The 15,578-nt window shown below is 44.4% G+C and carries 16 protein-coding genes, 1 other RNA gene and 1 pseudogene; 6 read left to right on the top strand and 12 right to left on the bottom strand.

Translation table 11 applies throughout. From position 1 onward, the window contains the following. Positions 1–142 precede the first annotated feature (142 nt). The 4 genes from SD450_RS01245 to SD450_RS01230 form a co-directional block, all read right to left on the bottom strand. Positions 143–835, bottom strand: a complete 693-nt coding sequence (locus SD450_RS01245; protein WP_318342838.1) for a hypothetical protein — start codon at positions 833–835, stop codon at positions 143–145. A 74-nt stretch (positions 836–909) separates the two neighbouring features. Further along, positions 910–1,353 carry a DUF6515 family protein gene (locus tag SD450_RS01240; RefSeq protein ID WP_318342837.1) on the bottom strand — a complete coding sequence of 148 codons (444 nt, stop codon included), beginning with the start codon at positions 1,351–1,353 and terminating at the stop codon, positions 910–912. 151 nt (positions 1,354–1,504) lie between these two features. Beyond that, complete coding sequence (locus SD450_RS01235; RefSeq protein ID WP_318342836.1) at positions 1,505–2,269, bottom strand: LytR/AlgR family response regulator transcription factor; 765 nt, start codon at positions 2,267–2,269, stop codon at positions 1,505–1,507. 6 nt (positions 2,270–2,275) lie between these two features. Further along, positions 2,276–2,956 carry a sensor histidine kinase gene (locus tag SD450_RS01230; protein WP_318342835.1) on the bottom strand — a complete coding sequence of 227 codons (681 nt, stop codon included), beginning with the start codon at positions 2,954–2,956 and terminating at the stop codon, positions 2,276–2,278. A gap of 595 nt (positions 2,957–3,551) precedes the next feature. On the opposite strand from SD450_RS01230, the gene SD450_RS01225 reads away from it, so the two are divergent. Further along, the gene (locus tag SD450_RS01225; RefSeq protein WP_318342834.1) at positions 3,552–4,196 is read left to right on the top strand and encodes a porin family protein; all 645 of its coding nucleotides are present in this window, start codon (positions 3,552–3,554) and stop codon (positions 4,194–4,196) included. Between the two features lie 263 nt (positions 4,197–4,459). Here SD450_RS01225 and SD450_RS01220 read toward each other — a convergent pair. Then, positions 4,460–4,681 (bottom strand): annotated as a pseudogene (locus SD450_RS01220) (tyrosine-type recombinase/integrase); the annotation flags it as partial. A gap of 139 nt (positions 4,682–4,820) precedes the next feature. Then, positions 4,821–5,220: a transfer-messenger RNA gene (gene ssrA / locus SD450_RS01215) on the bottom strand. 296 nt (positions 5,221–5,516) lie between these two features. Between ssrA and SD450_RS01210 the strand changes: the two genes are divergently transcribed. Then, on the top strand, positions 5,517–6,722 hold the full coding sequence (locus SD450_RS01210) for an NAD(P)-dependent oxidoreductase (RefSeq protein ID WP_318342832.1): 1,206 nt from the start codon (positions 5,517–5,519) through the stop codon (positions 6,720–6,722). Between the two features lie 58 nt (positions 6,723–6,780). Further along, on the top strand, positions 6,781–7,080 hold the full coding sequence (locus tag SD450_RS01205; RefSeq protein WP_318342831.1) for a hypothetical protein: 300 nt from the start codon (positions 6,781–6,783) through the stop codon (positions 7,078–7,080). Here the strand turns inward: SD450_RS01205 and SD450_RS01200 are convergent, their stop codons facing one another. Next, a complete protein-coding gene (locus SD450_RS01200; protein ID WP_318342830.1) occupies positions 7,081–8,202 on the bottom strand; it encodes an Sb-PDE family phosphodiesterase in 1,122 nt (373 codons plus the stop codon). A gap of 206 nt (positions 8,203–8,408) precedes the next feature. Here SD450_RS01200 and SD450_RS01195 point away from each other — a divergent pair, with 206 nt between their 5' ends. The 3 genes from SD450_RS01195 (at position 8,409) to SD450_RS01185 (ending at position 10,230) form a co-directional block, all read left to right on the top strand. After that, on the top strand, positions 8,409–8,867 hold the full coding sequence (locus SD450_RS01195) for a COG2426 family protein (protein WP_318342829.1): 459 nt from the start codon (positions 8,409–8,411) through the stop codon (positions 8,865–8,867). Positions 8,868–8,968: 101 nt separating this feature from the next. Beyond that, a complete protein-coding gene (locus tag SD450_RS01190; RefSeq protein WP_318342828.1) occupies positions 8,969–9,844 on the top strand; it encodes a DUF808 domain-containing protein in 876 nt (291 codons plus the stop codon). A gap of 17 nt (positions 9,845–9,861) precedes the next feature. Next, positions 9,862–10,230, top strand: a complete 369-nt coding sequence (locus SD450_RS01185) for a DUF1801 domain-containing protein (RefSeq protein WP_318342827.1) — start codon at positions 9,862–9,864, stop codon at positions 10,228–10,230. Here SD450_RS01185 and SD450_RS01180 read toward each other — a convergent pair. Genes SD450_RS01180 through SD450_RS01160 form a run of 5 tightly spaced genes read right to left on the bottom strand, consistent with a single transcriptional unit; the run spans position 10,227 to position 15,562 of the window. Next, positions 10,227–11,795 (bottom strand): PepSY-associated TM helix domain-containing protein, encoded by a 1,569-nt coding sequence (locus SD450_RS01180; RefSeq protein ID WP_318342826.1) that lies wholly within the window; start codon positions 11,793–11,795, stop codon positions 10,227–10,229. The genes SD450_RS01185 and SD450_RS01180 overlap by 4 nt on opposite strands. A gap of 4 nt (positions 11,796–11,799) precedes the next feature. Beyond that, positions 11,800–12,099, bottom strand: a complete 300-nt coding sequence (locus SD450_RS01175) for a hypothetical protein (protein ID WP_318342825.1) — start codon at positions 12,097–12,099, stop codon at positions 11,800–11,802. A gap of 3 nt (positions 12,100–12,102) precedes the next feature. After that, positions 12,103–12,435 carry a hypothetical protein gene (locus tag SD450_RS01170; protein WP_318342824.1) on the bottom strand — a complete coding sequence of 111 codons (333 nt, stop codon included), beginning with the start codon at positions 12,433–12,435 and terminating at the stop codon, positions 12,103–12,105. Positions 12,436–12,448: 13 nt separating this feature from the next. Further along, positions 12,449–13,165: a DUF4198 domain-containing protein gene (locus tag SD450_RS01165; protein WP_318342823.1), complete on the bottom strand. Its 717-nt coding sequence runs from the start codon at positions 13,163–13,165 to the stop codon at positions 12,449–12,451. Between the two features lie 57 nt (positions 13,166–13,222). Next, the gene (locus SD450_RS01160) at positions 13,223–15,562 is read right to left on the bottom strand and encodes a TonB-dependent receptor (RefSeq protein WP_318342822.1); all 2,340 of its coding nucleotides are present in this window, start codon (positions 15,560–15,562) and stop codon (positions 13,223–13,225) included. Between the last annotated feature and the right edge of the window lie 16 nt (positions 15,563–15,578).

Raw genomic sequence — 15,578 nt, 5'->3', positions numbered from 1 at the left:
CGCTCTGTGCCATCCATAAAGCTAAAGTTTATCGCCGCAAGCGACGGAATTTTGGCCCTAAGCGACTAAAACAAAAATCCCGGATACTGCTTTGAACAGCACCCGGGATCGGGGAAAACTTCAGGGAAAAACAATTGTTATATCAATCTTCGGCGATGCTGATATTGCCTAAATCCACATAGAACACCTCACCACTGTCAAACTCTACCCTGGCCTCTTCATCGCTCACAAACTCAACCGTCCCTTGGTAGGTATACGAAACATTGGAATAGCTGTAGTCCTGGACCAAAGTAAATGTGGCGGTTCCAGCGTAGATCTTATTGGAGTCTTTGGAAACCAAAGTTTCAATAAGGGTACTATTAAACTCAAAGGAATAGGTTTCTTGATTATAGTTGGATTCCCATTCACCGGTTCTATCATAGGTTCCTCCATAAGCCTCGGCCTCACTTCCCTCATCCAAACCTGTAATGTCAAAATCAAGTGCTATTTCATGCTCATAATTGGCTCTGACTGCTTCCAAATGTTGGCTGGCAGATAGGCTATAATCCACTGTTGAATTAGGTTCGCAAGACCAGATATATTCCTCTTGATACTCATATTCATAGCTAATGTAACCGGAATATGTCTGGTCATGGAATGAATCGGTTTCCTGGTAAAGCACATCGCAATCATTGTTCTCCTGGATTTCTTCGCTGGCCCTGTTCATGTTGGCCACCACACCATAGGTCCCATATGACAAGGAGACTGCGATGGCCTCTTCTGCATCTTCATAGGCATAGTTGCGGGTTATGATAATGACATCGTCATCGTCTTCGCAACCTTGCAGAGTTGCCATTAACATTAAAAGAAGGGAGCAAATGGATAGTATTAAGATTCTTTTTTTCATCATATTCTTTTTAAATTTGGTTATTATTTGGTGTATCCCACCACTTCATATTTTACCATTTCCTCGATGAATATTCTTTTGTAGATAACACCTTCATATTCGTAATAGGTTTTGCCATCAATAACGGTTTCCCTGGATTCATTTGGAAGACTGGGCACTAAGGTCCCAACAGGGGGAAGCACTACTTTGTATCCCTCTGAATTTTCAACTTTCACATAGAAAACCCCATTGGAATAAAAGTAGGGGTTACCGGCATAGAAAACGGGTACATAATAACGCGGTAAGGGTGCCGGAGCAACAACAACAGGGTATACCACGGAACGAGCATATGGCCTTAACATGGGAACGGGTCTGTGCACAACTGCAATTGATCTTCTAACGACCAACTGTGCGCTCACTTGATACATGGCTGCAAAGAACAATAGCGCTGCAACCAACAATTTGGGTTTGGGAAAATTTCTTTTCATAATCTTGTTTTTATTTCATGAGCAATATTACCATTCCAGAATTTCAAAAATCAGGGCGAAATAGTGCAAGCAGACAAATAGTGGGCTAAAGTTGCCCATAGGGCTCTTGAAGTTTTATTGCTGAAGGTGGATTTTGACCGGAGCCAGGGTTTTACCGTTCTCGGAGCCAATTTAGAAAAACAGGGCTCCTTTTCTTGCTGATCAATAATGGGGTAGGGGTTTCCGATATAATGTTTACACTGGTTTTTCGCGATAGGCATGGTTCAACTGAACCAATGGCACTATAAGAAATAATGTATTGTCTATTGGCCCTAAAGAATATTTTGGGATCCAATAGTTGTTCAAGTTGCTCCAAGGTAAAAGGTATTGTATAGCCTTTTCCAGATAAAGTGAAGACTTTTGTAATTCCATCCACGGTATAAAAAAAGGCGATTTCCTTTGTTCCTAAAGGAATCATTTTATTTTGAAAGGCTATCAAGAAATTTGTCTTGTAGGTATGAAGTTGGCTTTCTACCTTTTGTAAAAGTTGCCTCAAATATGGGCTTGTCATGTTGAAATGATTGCTCAATTGATGGTAGCGTTTTAGACTTTCTGACAATTTATCCTCATCGATTGGTTTTAACAGATAGTCTATGCCATTGGTGTCAAAAGCATTGATGGCATATTCATCATAGGCTGTGCAAAATATGATAGGACAACTTACATCCACCTTTTTGAACAATTCAAAACTTAAGCCATCCGCTAATTGGATGTCACTTAAAATTAAGTCAGGTTGTCTGTTTTCAGAGAACCATACTTGTCCCCCCGAGATACTGTCAATAACATCCAAAACCCGAAGTTCAGAATCCAGGGAAACAATCATATTTTCCAAATGAGCTGCTGTCCCCGGCTCATCCTCAATAATTAAAATGTCCATAGTTGTTTATATGATAATAGGTAGAAGCACCTTGAACTTTTGGTTTTCAGATCTTATGATAATGTTTTCCTGAACCAACATTCTATATTGTTCCTCCATACTTGTTAAACCAAAACCGTGAGAAGTTTCCAAGGAAACTTTGGGTTGTATGTTGTTGCCGACCACTATCATATTGTTTTCTATGCCTATTCCAATTTCTAAAGGCATGGTCCTGGAGGCTATATTATGCTTTACGGCATTTTCCAATAACAATTGTAGGGTCAATGGAGGGATTCGTGTTGGAAAAAATTGTGAAGGGATGTCCACTGTAACCCGAATGTTGTTCTTGAACCTGACTTTTAGAAGATAAATGTATGCTTGTATAAAGTCCAACTCCTCATGAAGGCTCACCGTTTGGTGTTCCCGATGTTGCAAAAGGTACCGATAGACTTCGGACAAGCGGATTACAAAATTTATGGCTGCTGATTCATCTGTCCGTATTATTGAAATCAAGGAGTGGAGGGAATTGAACAAAAAATGCGGGCTCATTTGTTCTTTTAAAGACGAAAGGTTGGCCTCTAACTGTTTTTGTTTTAGTTGTTCGATGATTAGGGTATTCATCTGTTTTTCCCTTATCACCTCCAAATAGTTCACTACAAAAGCAATAAGTACTCCCAGCATCAATCCCCTAAACATGATCAACAACACAAACCGGGTGCTGTTTGGATCCAATAATGGTTTAAAGGGAGGCCCTACAATCGTGTTTAAGAGCAGATTTAAAAGAATTGCAAAGCCTATCGCAATAAAACTGCAAAGGATGAAATAAGTGACCTTGCTCTTCGAAGAATCAAAATACTTGCTGTCCAAAACTTTGTGAAAAGTAAACCAAGAAAGTAGGGTCAAGATTAGGTTGTAACATGTTGATCGAATGAACAGATTCAATTCGGCAATTGAAAAATGCAACAATATGGGCAATGATCCCAAAATGGAGATAATTATTGTCAATGGAAGGCCGATACCCCAATTTACCTTTTTCATGATGCAAAACTATGAGATGGTAATTTTGAAAATTACGGTCAGACGTATGAAACGGTTACATATTGGGCTGAAATCACCTAAAGGCAGGTTGAAGCAGTTGATTACAAGTTGAAGCTATCAGTCAGCAATTATTCAAAAAAATCCTTGAAGGTGACATGGGGAATCTTCATCCTTGAAAATTACCGCTTCAATTTAGTTTTGATGTTCAAGTCATACCACCCAAAATACTTTTGAAAAAAATAATTTTCAATCCATTTTTAAAACGATGAACAAAATAATAGTAGTTGCCATTTTTACAGTAACCATATGTAATGTAACCGCTCAGGACAAATGGGGGTATTACCCAGTTTTCAGTATACATGAGCCGCATTTTGGAATAACATTTGGTCCACAGGCCACGGGTTTTCATAACGAGTCCTATGATTCGGAATTTCAATTTGGTTTTTTTATCGGGGGATCGTTAAGCCTTCCACTGAACAAAATAGTTTCTATTGAACCCCAACTCCTATATTCTAGAAAAGGAGGTAAGGGAGATTACCTTATCAATGATTTTTATGAAGGTTCGGTCCGATTTAAATTACATTATGTTGAAACCCCAATATTAATAAATATACATACTAAGAGTTTTATTGATATCATTATTGGGGGGGATACAGGATTCTTGCTTGATTCCAATTTTGATTATAGTATGCATTACCATTATGGCTATGGAGAACTGGTCAATGATGAATTTGAAAAAATGGATTTTGGTTTAATCGGTGGAATAGGGATAAATATGCCCAATGGCAAAATTGTTTTCAAGTATAATTATGGACTGGCTGATGTTGCAAAAGAGGGGAATGCTTATTTGTTCTTGGAGGGAGCCAAAAATCAAAGCTTTTCTTTCTCATATATTGGTTACATTAGATGAGTGTAGATACCCCTATCTAAAAGACGGACTTCAGAAAATCAAATACAATTATCAGGCTGAATATATTTATCGTTGTTTTTTATTTAATCATTTCAAATGTACAAGAGGATTGCCCATCTTTTAGATGGTGAAAATTGGTACTTTTTGGTGTCAATGACAATGAAAAACCACGGTAAGCAATTTATTTTATGGTATTTTAGTCGAATTTAGGTTAGACGGGACTCGAACCCGCAAACCTTGCTTGCAGAGATGATATAATTAAATCAAGCTACAATATTTTGGTCGGCTAAGATTTCTTTCAAAGCGGCCATATCCTCGCTCACCTTTCTATCAATGATTTTTGCATAATGCTGCGTAGTCCTAAGATTTTTATGCCCCAATAGTTGTCCTACCGTTTCAATTGGCACTCCATTTGAAAGTGTCACAGTGGTTGCAAAGGTATGCCGAGCCAAATGGGTTGTGAGATTTTTTTTAATGCCACAGAGGCCTGGATATCCTCTGAATGGACGTTGGACCTTTGACTGTCTTCGTTTGAAATTGTTTGGGCTCAAAAGGTGCTGTATAAAATAAAAAAACCTGTAAATCAGTAATTTACAGGTTTGCTGTTGTGTTTTGATGGTGTTTCAGTGGAGCCGGAGGGATTCGAACCCTCGTCCAAACAAGCAATAACCATGCTTTCTACATGCTTAGTATCTGCTTCATTTTCGATGCATGCCTGACCAGATACGGCCTAACATGCACTTAGCTTCTTTAGGTTTTAGAGGTACCGCCAAAGCGAGCGGACACCCTTGTGTTGACTTTTTTGGTGCCCCTAAAAAGGTCGCCGTCAACAAGGGCTACCAAGGGACATCTCGCTTCCCTACCTTGTAGGGACGAGGCCAATCTTACTATGATTCAGATTAAGCGGCAAGAGCGTAATTATTTTCGCCAATTAAAAGTGTGAAACATGAGATTAACGAGCTGTATCCCAGCGCTCGGCATGCTTACATCGCCATTGGTCTTGCTGTCAAAACCGGTCGGCCCCAGTGAACCAGATATGCTTTGCATATCGTGGGTGAACTGCCCTGAGCGAAGTCGAAGGGCCTTTGTTCACGGTTCTTTTCAATGATCGTTTTAATAGCGTTTCCCCGAATGTTCGGGGGTCGGGCTATCGGCTGTATCTTTTTCTGTTTCTCGACTCTGCTCGAAATGACAGAAAAAGGATGTCGCCTCTATCCCTAACGCGGTCGGCAAAGGTAGCGCATATCCATCAAACAATAAAAAGTTTGCTTACCCTGCCTTTTCCCCTTATTTTGGTCAACAATTATACCAAAATACCATATGAAGTTCGGAATCATCAGGGAGCGCAAAAATCCGCCAGACCGGAGGGTGGTGTTGTCCCCAGAAGCATGTCAAAATGTCCTTTCCCATTTCCCAAAAGCCGAAATTTTGGTCGAATCATCGCCCATTCGCGTGTTCTCGGACCAAGAATATGCTCAAAAAGGCCTCCCAGTGGTGACCGATATGGACAGCTGCGATGTCCTTCTCGGCGTAAAGGAAGTCCCCATCGATGCATTGGTTCCCAACAAAAAATACTTCTTCTTTTCCCATACCATTAAAAAACAGCCCTACAACCGCGGTTTGCTTCGGGCCATCTTGGAGAAGAACATCGAACTCTACGACCATGAGGTCATCACAAACCCCAAGGGACAGCGATTGGTCGCTTTTGGCCGGTACGCTGGCATTGTGGGCACCTACAATGGCTTTAGGACCTATGGGCTAAAACACGATAGCTACCAATTGCCAAAGGCGGAAACGCTCAAGGACCAACAGGCATTGATTGCGGAACTCCAAAAGATCAACCTTCCCAACATCAAGATTTTGCTCACGGGCAGGGGCAGGGTAGGCAACGGGGCCAAGGAAATGCTCGATGCCATGGGACTCAAAAAAGTGGGGGTGGACGATTATCTGAAAAAAAACTTTCAAGAGCCCGTTTATTGCCAGATAGATGCATCGGAATACAACAAGCGCAAGGATGGCGTTCGCGGCAACAAGGCCGATTTCTTTAAAAACCCACAAGAGTACAGGTCCAATTTTTTCCGCTTTGCCAAGGTGACCGATTTTTACATTGCAGGTCATTTTTATGGAGATGGTGCTCCCTACCTGTACACTCGGGAGGATGTAAAGCACCCGGATTTCAACATTAGCGTGGTGGCCGATATCAGTTGTGACATTGATGGTCCGGTGGCCACGACCCTTAGGGCGTCCACCATCGCAGACCCCATCTATGGATATGACCCCCAAAGCGAGACCGAGACCGACTTTAAAAAAGAAGGTGCCATTGCGGTCATGGCCGTGGACAATCTACCCTGCGAACTTCCCCGTGATGCCAGCAATGGATTTGGGGAAGCCTTTTCCAAATATGTTGTCCCCGCGTTCTTTAACAACGATGCAGATGGGATATTGGAGCGGGCACGGATGACCCAGAATGGGAAACTCACCGAACGCTTTGCCTACCTTCAGGGGTATGTGGATGGCAGGGAGTGATCTACCCTTGGTCGATTTGCATTGTTTTTTTGTTAATGATATGTTATTTATCAGTATCTTGTTTGTCCTATTATTTGGAACAGTGAACTTTAACTGGGTATATTCAGGGAATACCGACTCGGCCATGAAAAGGGCCTGTATCGATTTGGAGTACAGCCTCAGGCCAAGGATTACCAAGTTTTTGTTGACCAGGGTAGATGGGGAATGCTGTGGCGATTTTTCATGCTATCATTTTGATGTGGATGTGAAACGCAACTGGGTCTGGATCTCAGAAAAGACCCCCAAGGAGTGCATCAAAAAAATACTGCCCGATTTTGATATCGAGATCAACGGCGCCCATATTCCATCCGTCGCCTGATCACTCCCCTACTTTGATTTCCCATTCAACAACAGGTTGCACCTTTGGTGCCACATAGGCACCCAACGCCTTTAACGTGAGGGTCAGGCCATTTTTCCTTTCCAAGGTTTTGATGTTGATGGTCTTTGTTTCGCCAGCGGGAACGGTGAACACAGGGGAACTGGAATAAAAAGTATAGGGCATCTGGTTCTCAAAGATAAGGTCGCTGCTGGAGACATTTTTTAGTGTCACTTCCAAAATAGAGGTCTTCTTGATGTACTGGGCCTTTTCAACTTGGATACAAGCCTGTAACAGCGGAACCAAATTTTTCTTTTTTCCCACCAAAAGTGAATTGAAAACGGCCACCGTTCTTCCGGCAAACAATGCTTCTTTTAGGGATTCCGGTGTTTTTTCCTTGGCAAAGACCAAGGTGATCGGGCGGTCATGCCCTTTTTCTGCATAGTCCCAATCAATAAGGCCGTGGATGTCACTGTTGCCCATGATGGTCAGATTGTGCTCCAGGGCCAACGCCAAGGATTCTTCCGCATAATCCCCCATATTGATGACCTCGATACCGTGCAGCTCCCCATTTTGGATACGCTCTTTTTGAAAATCACTCAAAATAGGATTGCCCGTGGAAGATTGGGGGTGCCATGCCGGATGGTTCCAAAACACAAAGGCATTCTGGCGTTTTGCTTCGGCAAAAGCATCTTCGGCCTTATCGTTCAATAATTTGTTCGCATCTTGGATAAAAACGGCATTACTGTGCCCCATCGGTGCCTGCCGAGTGATTTCCGAACCATGCACGACCAACAGGTCATGGTCCTTGGCCTCTTGCAGGGCAATTTCATAGGACCTGTTTCGATCGGGATGGGGAATATCTTCCTTGTGCGGTTGGTATTCAATGTGTTCCGTGAGTGAAATAACGTCCAGATTGTCCCGCAGTGCCTCCATGACCCGAATGGTGGGCCACACATTTCCATCGGAAAAGACCGTGTGTTGGTGCAGGTCGGTCTTTAAGGTCCTAAACCCCGGCACATCTGGAAAAGCAAGGGGCCTGGCGCTTTGGTGCGTATGTTCTTGCGAAAAGATGAGAGAAACGGTCAGTAGACAGACGAATAGGGGGAGAGGTTGGAACTTCATGGCGGTGGTTTTGTTAAAATTAGTGAACTGCAGGCAATGTTTCAACTCCCTTTAGTGGATTTTACAAACTGATAACCTAAAAATAGAACACAATTATTCCTGTGACCGCTCTTCCGTAGGTATCACAATTAATAAATATTTAAGGGTTGTCAAAGAGGCAAAGTGTAAATTCCTATTTAATTTTGTCGGCTTAAAATTCCAGTACATTGCACAAAGATTTGATCATAGCGGCACTTTGGAGCCTGTCACCTTTTGGGGAGGCCAAAGTGGGCATACCCTATGGCATCTACCAAGGGGCGAACGAATATCTGGTGTTCATTGCCTGCTTTTTGGCCAATGTGCTCGTGTTTCCGATCATGATCTTTTTTTTGGAGCACATCAACAAGTATTTGATCAGATGGCGTTTCTACAAAAAATCTGCGGTCTATGTGGGACAAAGGGCCAAAAAAGGCTCTGGGGGCAAAGTCCAGAAATACGGATTCCTTGGGATAGTGCTCTTTGTGATGGTCCCATTGCCGGGCACTGGAGTGTATGCAGGGAGTATTGCCGCATATCTTTTTAAGATGAAAAAGAGGGAGGCCTTCGCGGCAAATACCATTGGGATCTTCCTTTCGTCGGTAATCGTTTGGGCGACCACCATGTTGTCCATGGAAGGGGTCCAATAACGGATAGGGCATGTATTTTTGTTTTTTTAATGCCTCGTTATACTTGGATTTGTTTATTTTGCCTCTGGTCAATAAAATTTTCTCAACCCTAAAACACACCTATGGCTTCTGGTTTTTTTGCAGTATTGGATGATATTTCTGCCCTTATGGACGATGTGGCGTCCATGAGCAAGATTGCCACCAAGAAAACAGCGGGAATATTGGGCGATGACCTGGCCGTGAACGCTGAAAAGGCCACAGGTTTTTTGGCCAATAGGGAAATTCCGGTCCTTTGGGCCATAACCAAAGGTTCCTTTTTGAACAAATTGATCATTCTTCCCATTGCGTTTTTGCTGAGTGCCTATCTTGCCACCGCGATTACCATCATATTGTTGTTGGGCGGGGTGTATCTTGCCTATGAGGGCGCGGAAAAGGTCTATGAGTTCTTTTTTCCCCATAAGGAAGCGGAACATGGTCATGACGAAGAGCCACTTCCCGTTCCCGAAGAAGATCTGCCAGCGTTGGAGAAGGCAAAAGTAAAGCAGGCCATCATCACGGATTTTATCCTTTCCATCGAGATTGTCATCATCGCCCTGAGCACTGTGGTGAACGAACCTTTGGTGACACGCATCGTTGTGGTGTCGGTAGTGGCCCTGTTGGCCACCGTGGGCGTATATGGTATCGTGGCCTTGATCGTGCGGATGGACGATTATGGGTACAAACTGATCCGGCTGAACGATAGGGACGATAGCTTCTCGGACAAAGTGGGCATGGTATTGGTCAATGCACTGCCCAAGATCATCAAGGCCCTCTCTGTTGTGGGTACCTTGGCCCTTTTATTGGTGTCGGGAGGCATATTCAACCATAACATTGAATACCTCCATCATTTGTTTCCAGGACTTCCCTCTTTGCTGAAAGATTTTGTTGTTGGCCTGGTTGTGGGTTTTGTGGCCGTCTTTTTGATGAAATTGGTGAAAAAGGTTTTCAAGCGTAAATAAGGATCAGAATTACCCCTATGAACCCGGCCGAAGAGTACATTTTACATCAAAAAGAACCTTTCAGGAGCATTTTGATGCACCTAAAGGCAGTCATCGAAGCCGTTGTTCCGAAGGTGGACATGAAGTACAAATGGAATATCCCGTGCTTTTATGTGGACAAACAGCCCATTTGTTATTTGAATGTTTCCCAAAAGAAGAAATATGTGGATATCGCTTTTTGGAGTTCGGCCCACTTGACCCTTCATTTGGATAAGATGAACACGGAGAACAGAAAAGTGGTTAAATCACTACGCTATCTTACCTTGGAGGAAATTGACGATGCTGTTCTTGTTGACGTGCTGAAGGAAGCCTATTCACTTCGGGACAAAGGGTTCTATAAAAATTAACCTTTGCTCGGCACAAATTCCCCCTTTTTGGTTTTCAGCTTAAAAAAAGCAATCCAAAGAGTGGTCAGGCCAAGGAACAACCAGAGCAGATCCACCAAAAGTATATGGTACTGATCGTTGGAAATGGAGGACCATATCCAGTTCCCGGAAGCCACACCGTTGGCAATGGGAATCAAGAGCCCCAGCACACCACCTGTGATCAAAGTCCATTTGTTGGTAAAGGCAATGTTCTTTTTGAAGATAAAAAAGAGGGATGCCACCAACCAGATAGGGAAATAGGTACGGTACATAAACGCCATGTCCACATGATTGGCCAACTTCACAATGATGAATTCCAAGGCGGTCACAGGATACATGGATAGGCAGATGGCCATATAGATGTTGGCCACTTGATGGTTGAACTTGCGTCGTTTTTCAGGGATGTTCTTTTTGTCCCGTGCCACCAACCAGATCATGATCCCGGAGAGGATCACAAAGCAGGAAACCAATCCGAGCACAAAGGAAATGACCCGTAGGCCATAACCCCCATAATCGCCAAAGTGCAAACGGAACATCATGTTCTTGACACCGTCCAGATAAGAATCGTTGGTCAGGGGCACCTTTTCTTCCACTACGGAACCATCCGCAACTTTGTATATCCGATGGCCCAGACCGTTCAGTTTGGTGCCGCGGCCCAAATATCCGCTGATGGAAGCGTGCATGTTTTGGTCGCCATAGTTGAAGATATGGGCCTCCGTGACCCTAAAATCGGGCCATTCCTCCCTAATGTCTGCAACCAAGGGATCTATGCTGATGGGCCCTTCAAGCCTTTCGTTGTAAAAGGCATATTCGGGATGGTTGTATTCCAAATCTTCAAAGAGTTTGTTCTGGTCGCCATCGTAGAAACCCATCACCACAGGAAGGATCAGGATGCCTTTCAATAGGAAGAAGGCCCCTGTTACGGCATACACAAACTGAAAAGGAAAACCTATCACGCCAAGTGCCGTGTGGGCATCTGTCCAAATCGTCTTGATCTTGGCCCACGGCCTGAACGTGTAAAAATTGGAAATGATCTTGTCCCAATGCACCAAAATCCCTGTGATGATGGCAAAAAGGAAAAAGAAGGCCACAAAGCCGGACAAATATCTGCCGTAAGGGTAAGGGATTTGATCCAGAAAGTGCAGACGATATAGAAATTCGCCCAAGTGGTACGAACCCCGGTAATCCCCAGTGCTCTTGTCTTCCGTATCCACATAGAAAAATACGCGGGCCTTGTCCTCCTCTTTGGCCAGGGAATCCTTGGAGGCGGTCAGGCTGACGGATATGTTCCGTTCGTTGAAATAGTGGTAGAGCTCCACATCCCTGCCATACAGGTTGTGGTCTTTGGAAAGATCGTTCAAATAGCCATCAATACTCCCCGGAATCTCATCGGCCAAGGAAACATTATGCCCACGTTGCCAGTTGGTGATCTCGTCCCTGAAAAAGGAAAACGATCCCGCAAAGAAAATCACATATAGGCCCACACTGATCACGATGCCGCTGACCGTGTGCGTATGGAACAAAATATTATAGATTCGGTTTCCCATAAGGTCAGATGATTGGATGGGTTTGGTTGCCAAAGTAAAAAATGACCCCAAGCAACAGTGAGGTCAACAAATAAATGCCCCATGTTTTCCAGCCGTTTTTGCCCAGAAAGCCCACGACCATCAAAACGGCCCATAAGATAAAAGCGGAAAAAGTGCTGGTGATGATCACGGTCACATGGTTGACCCAACTGGCCAAGGCCATGTGGAACAGGACAGAGACCATTAGCCCCCCTAGAATGGCGGCTGTGATCTTGGCAAACCGTTGCCAAGGCGATGGGGTCAGGTATTTTTTGTTGGCTGGCATAGGTTAGAACAAAACAATTTCGCAGATGATGGATACCACAAGGACCAAGGTCAGAAACCTAGGGTTCAATATTCGCAAAGGGGCCAATAGGATGACCAGACTTGCAATGGTCATCAGGATGACGAAATAAGTGAACGTCCCGGAAGCCGCGCCCCAATACAGACAGCTCAGCCCCAGTGAAACAATCAAAAGGGCCGATCCGGTGTATTTGGAAATCCTTGCATGCCCACCGATCCATTTTTCAAGGCCGAGATTACCTGCCATGGCCATCTTTTGGGATGTACCGTACAAAAGGTAAAAACCGATAAAAACGAACAAGGTGATTCCAGTGGCCATATGGGTATCCGTATTATTTTATGCAGTAGGTGGCACAGTGCCAAATAAATTGGTAATCCTCGCCATTATAGGTTCCCGGAACCTCTTCCTTGGTGGTGGTCTCCACAATGTATTTGGTCTCCCAAGGCAGGCCGAAGGTGACTTCCCCATTATCGTCAGTATAGAGGGTCTTTGACCAAAGATCGGCAACATACACCTGAAGCTCGTTTTTGGCCAAAGGCTGTCCTTTGTACTGTACTTGAAGTTTGATTTCTTTTCCGTCGTGGGCCAATTGTTTTACCACAATGCCATCTGGATTGGCGGCTTGGGTATCGGCATCGGTATTTCCAACTTGGACCTTTGCAGTGGAATGGTAATGTGTTTTGAAGATGCCAAAATCATATTGGGTATAATCGATCACATTGATCTCATTGTTGTTTAGGGCTGCGGTATAAACACCATCTTGGGAAGGCGTAAAATAGGCCACGTAATGGTCCTCTTTGGCTTCGGTGCTGAGTTCTGTTTTAGATCCATCAGGAGCAATCAGCCATAGCTTGAATTTGGACACTAAGGGAAATGCTTCTCCCTGTACTTGTTCGATGACACCATAGGTGTATTCCCCATAATGGACACGGATTTCATGCTTTTCGCCCAATTTGCCAGTGCCTTTGGTCTCCAACCAGAGGTAGTGCGCTTGCGCCGTCATGGCTCCAAAAAGACCGATAAATACGAATAAAATCTTGTTTTTCATGATGTTTATGTTTTAAGGCCCATGCGATAGTATGGGCCTTTGGTGAATTTTTACTGATCAAAAAGTGTAGGCTACGGTGATCCTTCCGTTGATGCCCGGTTCCGACTGCCAGTACAGGTAAGATCCATAATTGGCCCCGGAGTACAGGTATTCGTCCAAAATGTTGTTGATATTCAATTGTACCCTAAAGTTGCTGTTCCTCCATGATAGTGCACCGTCCAACCTGAAATAATCAGGAAGATCGGATTGGTTGTCGGCAGCCCAGGCCCAAGTGGAACGGTCCACTTGGTATTGATACCCCAATGAGGCCCCAAATCCTTTCAAAGCAGAGATTTGCGAAAAATTATAGTTCAGCCATCCGTTGGTCACATGCTTGGCGTGTCCGGCCACCCGTGTGCCCACCCTGTCAGGATTGGTGTCCTTTGTCACTTCGACCTTGGTGTTCGCATAGTTCAAGACCACATTAAGCTCAGGGGTTACCTGTCCTTGAAGGTCAAACTCGATACCTTTTGATTGGACCTCGCCCAAATAAATGGAATAGTTCGGATTTTCGGGATCGGTGGTCAATATGTTCTCTTTGGTGATCTGGAAAGCGCCCAAGGAAGTCCTCAACCTACCATCAAAGAAGGTTTTCTTGATACCTCCCTCTATATCATTGGCATCCACAGGATCGTTCAAAGGCTCCAAATCGGCGCTGATACCGGCCTGTGGCAAAAAGGATTGGTCGTAAAGTCCATAAATGGCCAAATCAGGCAATAGGTCAATGCTAAGACCAACGCGAGGGGTCACCACATCATCATTTTCTGTTTTGCCCTGGGTGTAAAGGTTGGTGTATCGTCCGGCCAGTGTCAAGCGGATTTTGTCTTCCATGAAACCAATCTCATCTTGAAAATAATATCCTCTAAGGGTGTTGGCGCTGTAAGGTTGTCCACCTCTTCTATATTGTACTTTTGTGGATCGGTCAAAATCTGGCATGGCCACTTCACCATACACTGGGTCATAGATGTTGAAAGGTACCTCGGTGTCCACGGTAAAGGTAGTGTAGAAATCGGCCCAGTAATTTTTTTCGCTAAAGTCCAATCCTCCAAGGATTTTGTGCGACACACCTCCTGTTTGGAACGCGCCGTTGATGTACAATTGGGCATATTTTCCGGCAGAGAGTGCATCCCATTGGGTGATGGTTCTGACCACATCCCCGGTATCACTGTCCAGTCCTGCGATCCATGCTGAATTACCTTCCTGATCATAGCGTAAATAAGCCAATTGCCCCTCTACGCTCCAATTATCCGAAAACTCGTGTTTGGCATTCAAGAAAAAGGTAACTTCCTGGATGTCGGTCTTGGGGTAGTTGGTATCCACAAAATTGAAATCGCGGGGCAGACTTCCATAACCATCTGCAACCGGGGCAAAAATGTAGGCCGATCCCAAAAAGGACTCCGCATCCTGAAGGTTCATTTCCGCCGTTACCGATGTTCTGTCCGAAAACTTATAGGTAAAGGCTGGGGCAAATCCAAATCGGTCTGCTTGTTCATTGCCACGGTGGCTGTCGCTGGTTTGGTACATGGCATTGAAGCGATAAAGCAGTTTTCCGTCACTGGATGCTTTTCCGCCCACATCAACAGTACCACGGTAAAAGTCAAAACTTCCAGCGGTCAAAGACGCATTTGCGATGAATTGTTCCGTTGGTTTTTTGGTGACCACATTATAGAAACCACCGGGTTCGCCCGCAGACATCATGAAACCGGCAGGACCTTTCACGAACTCGATGCGCTCCACAGTGTTCATATCTTCTGCCAAAGGTCCCCAACTGTCCTGAACGTTCACGCCGTTTCGGAACGCAGGTAAGCGGAAACCACGCATGTTGATTCGGGCAAATTGGCCCCAGTGTTCCAACATGGTAACCCCACTGACGTTACGCGTAAGTCCGTCCATAATAGTAGTGACCTGTTGGTCCTGGAGAAGTTCACTGCTAATGACCTGGATGTTTTGTGGAAGTTTCACCAATTCTGTTTTTAGGCGAAGGGAAGTGGACGGTTTGTTCTCCACATATTTGTTTTGATGACCTTCCACAATCACTTCGTTCAGTTGTTCCTGCCGTTCCGCAAGCACGACCCAGGGAGCATTTGTGGTGCTATTGGCCCTGACCGTAACTGAAGCGGTCTGGGTAGTGTACCCGATCATGGAAAACGTAAGGGTGTACGACCCAGGGGCCAAATCTTCGATTTGGTAATTTCCCGAGTTGTCCGAAGTTGTTCCAAGACTGGTGTTGGAAAGGGCAATGTTCACATTGGCCAATGGATTGTTTCTTTGGTCGGTCACTTTGCCAGAAATGTTGCCGGTCTGTGCCAGCGAACTGTAAAATGTGACAAAGCTGAGGATGAGTAGTATATTCTTCATTTTATTATTTATAATA

Source organism: Flagellimonas baculiformis (assembly GCF_033441575.1).
GTDB classification, from domain to species: Bacteria; Bacteroidota; Bacteroidia; order Flavobacteriales; family Flavobacteriaceae; genus Flagellimonas; species Flagellimonas baculiformis.
The sequence above is the reverse complement of the archived record's forward strand: the minus strand, read 5'-3'. Positions and strand labels throughout refer to the sequence as shown.

Coding starts and splice junctions, on each gene's coding strand:
- SD450_RS01245 (WP_318342838.1), bottom strand. CDS start 835: ATGGCAACTCTGCAAGGTTGCGAAGACGATGACGATGTCATTATCATA.
- SD450_RS01240 (WP_318342837.1), bottom strand. CDS start 1,353: ATGAAAAGAAATTTTCCCAAACCCAAATTGTTGGTTGCAGCGCTATTG.
- SD450_RS01235 (WP_318342836.1), bottom strand. CDS start 2,269: ATGGACATTTTAATTATTGAGGATGAGCCGGGGACAGCAGCTCATTTG.
- SD450_RS01225 (WP_318342834.1), top strand. CDS start 3,552: ATGAACAAAATAATAGTAGTTGCCATTTTTACAGTAACCATATGTAAT.
- SD450_RS01210 (WP_318342832.1), top strand. CDS start 5,517: ATGAAGTTCGGAATCATCAGGGAGCGCAAAAATCCGCCAGACCGGAGG.
- SD450_RS01200 (WP_318342830.1), bottom strand. CDS start 8,202: ATGAAGTTCCAACCTCTCCCCCTATTCGTCTGTCTACTGACCGTTTCT.
- SD450_RS01190 (WP_318342828.1), top strand. CDS start 8,969: ATGGCTTCTGGTTTTTTTGCAGTATTGGATGATATTTCTGCCCTTATG.
- SD450_RS01185 (WP_318342827.1), top strand. CDS start 9,862: ATGAACCCGGCCGAAGAGTACATTTTACATCAAAAAGAACCTTTCAGG.
- SD450_RS01180 (WP_318342826.1), bottom strand. CDS start 11,795: ATGGGAAACCGAATCTATAATATTTTGTTCCATACGCACACGGTCAGC.
- SD450_RS01175 (WP_318342825.1), bottom strand. CDS start 12,099: ATGCCAGCCAACAAAAAATACCTGACCCCATCGCCTTGGCAACGGTTT.
- SD450_RS01170 (WP_318342824.1), bottom strand. CDS start 12,435: ATGGCCACTGGAATCACCTTGTTCGTTTTTATCGGTTTTTACCTTTTG.
- SD450_RS01165 (WP_318342823.1), bottom strand. CDS start 13,165: ATGAAAAACAAGATTTTATTCGTATTTATCGGTCTTTTTGGAGCCATG.
- SD450_RS01160 (WP_318342822.1), bottom strand. CDS start 15,562: ATGAAGAATATACTACTCATCCTCAGCTTTGTCACATTTTACAGTTCG.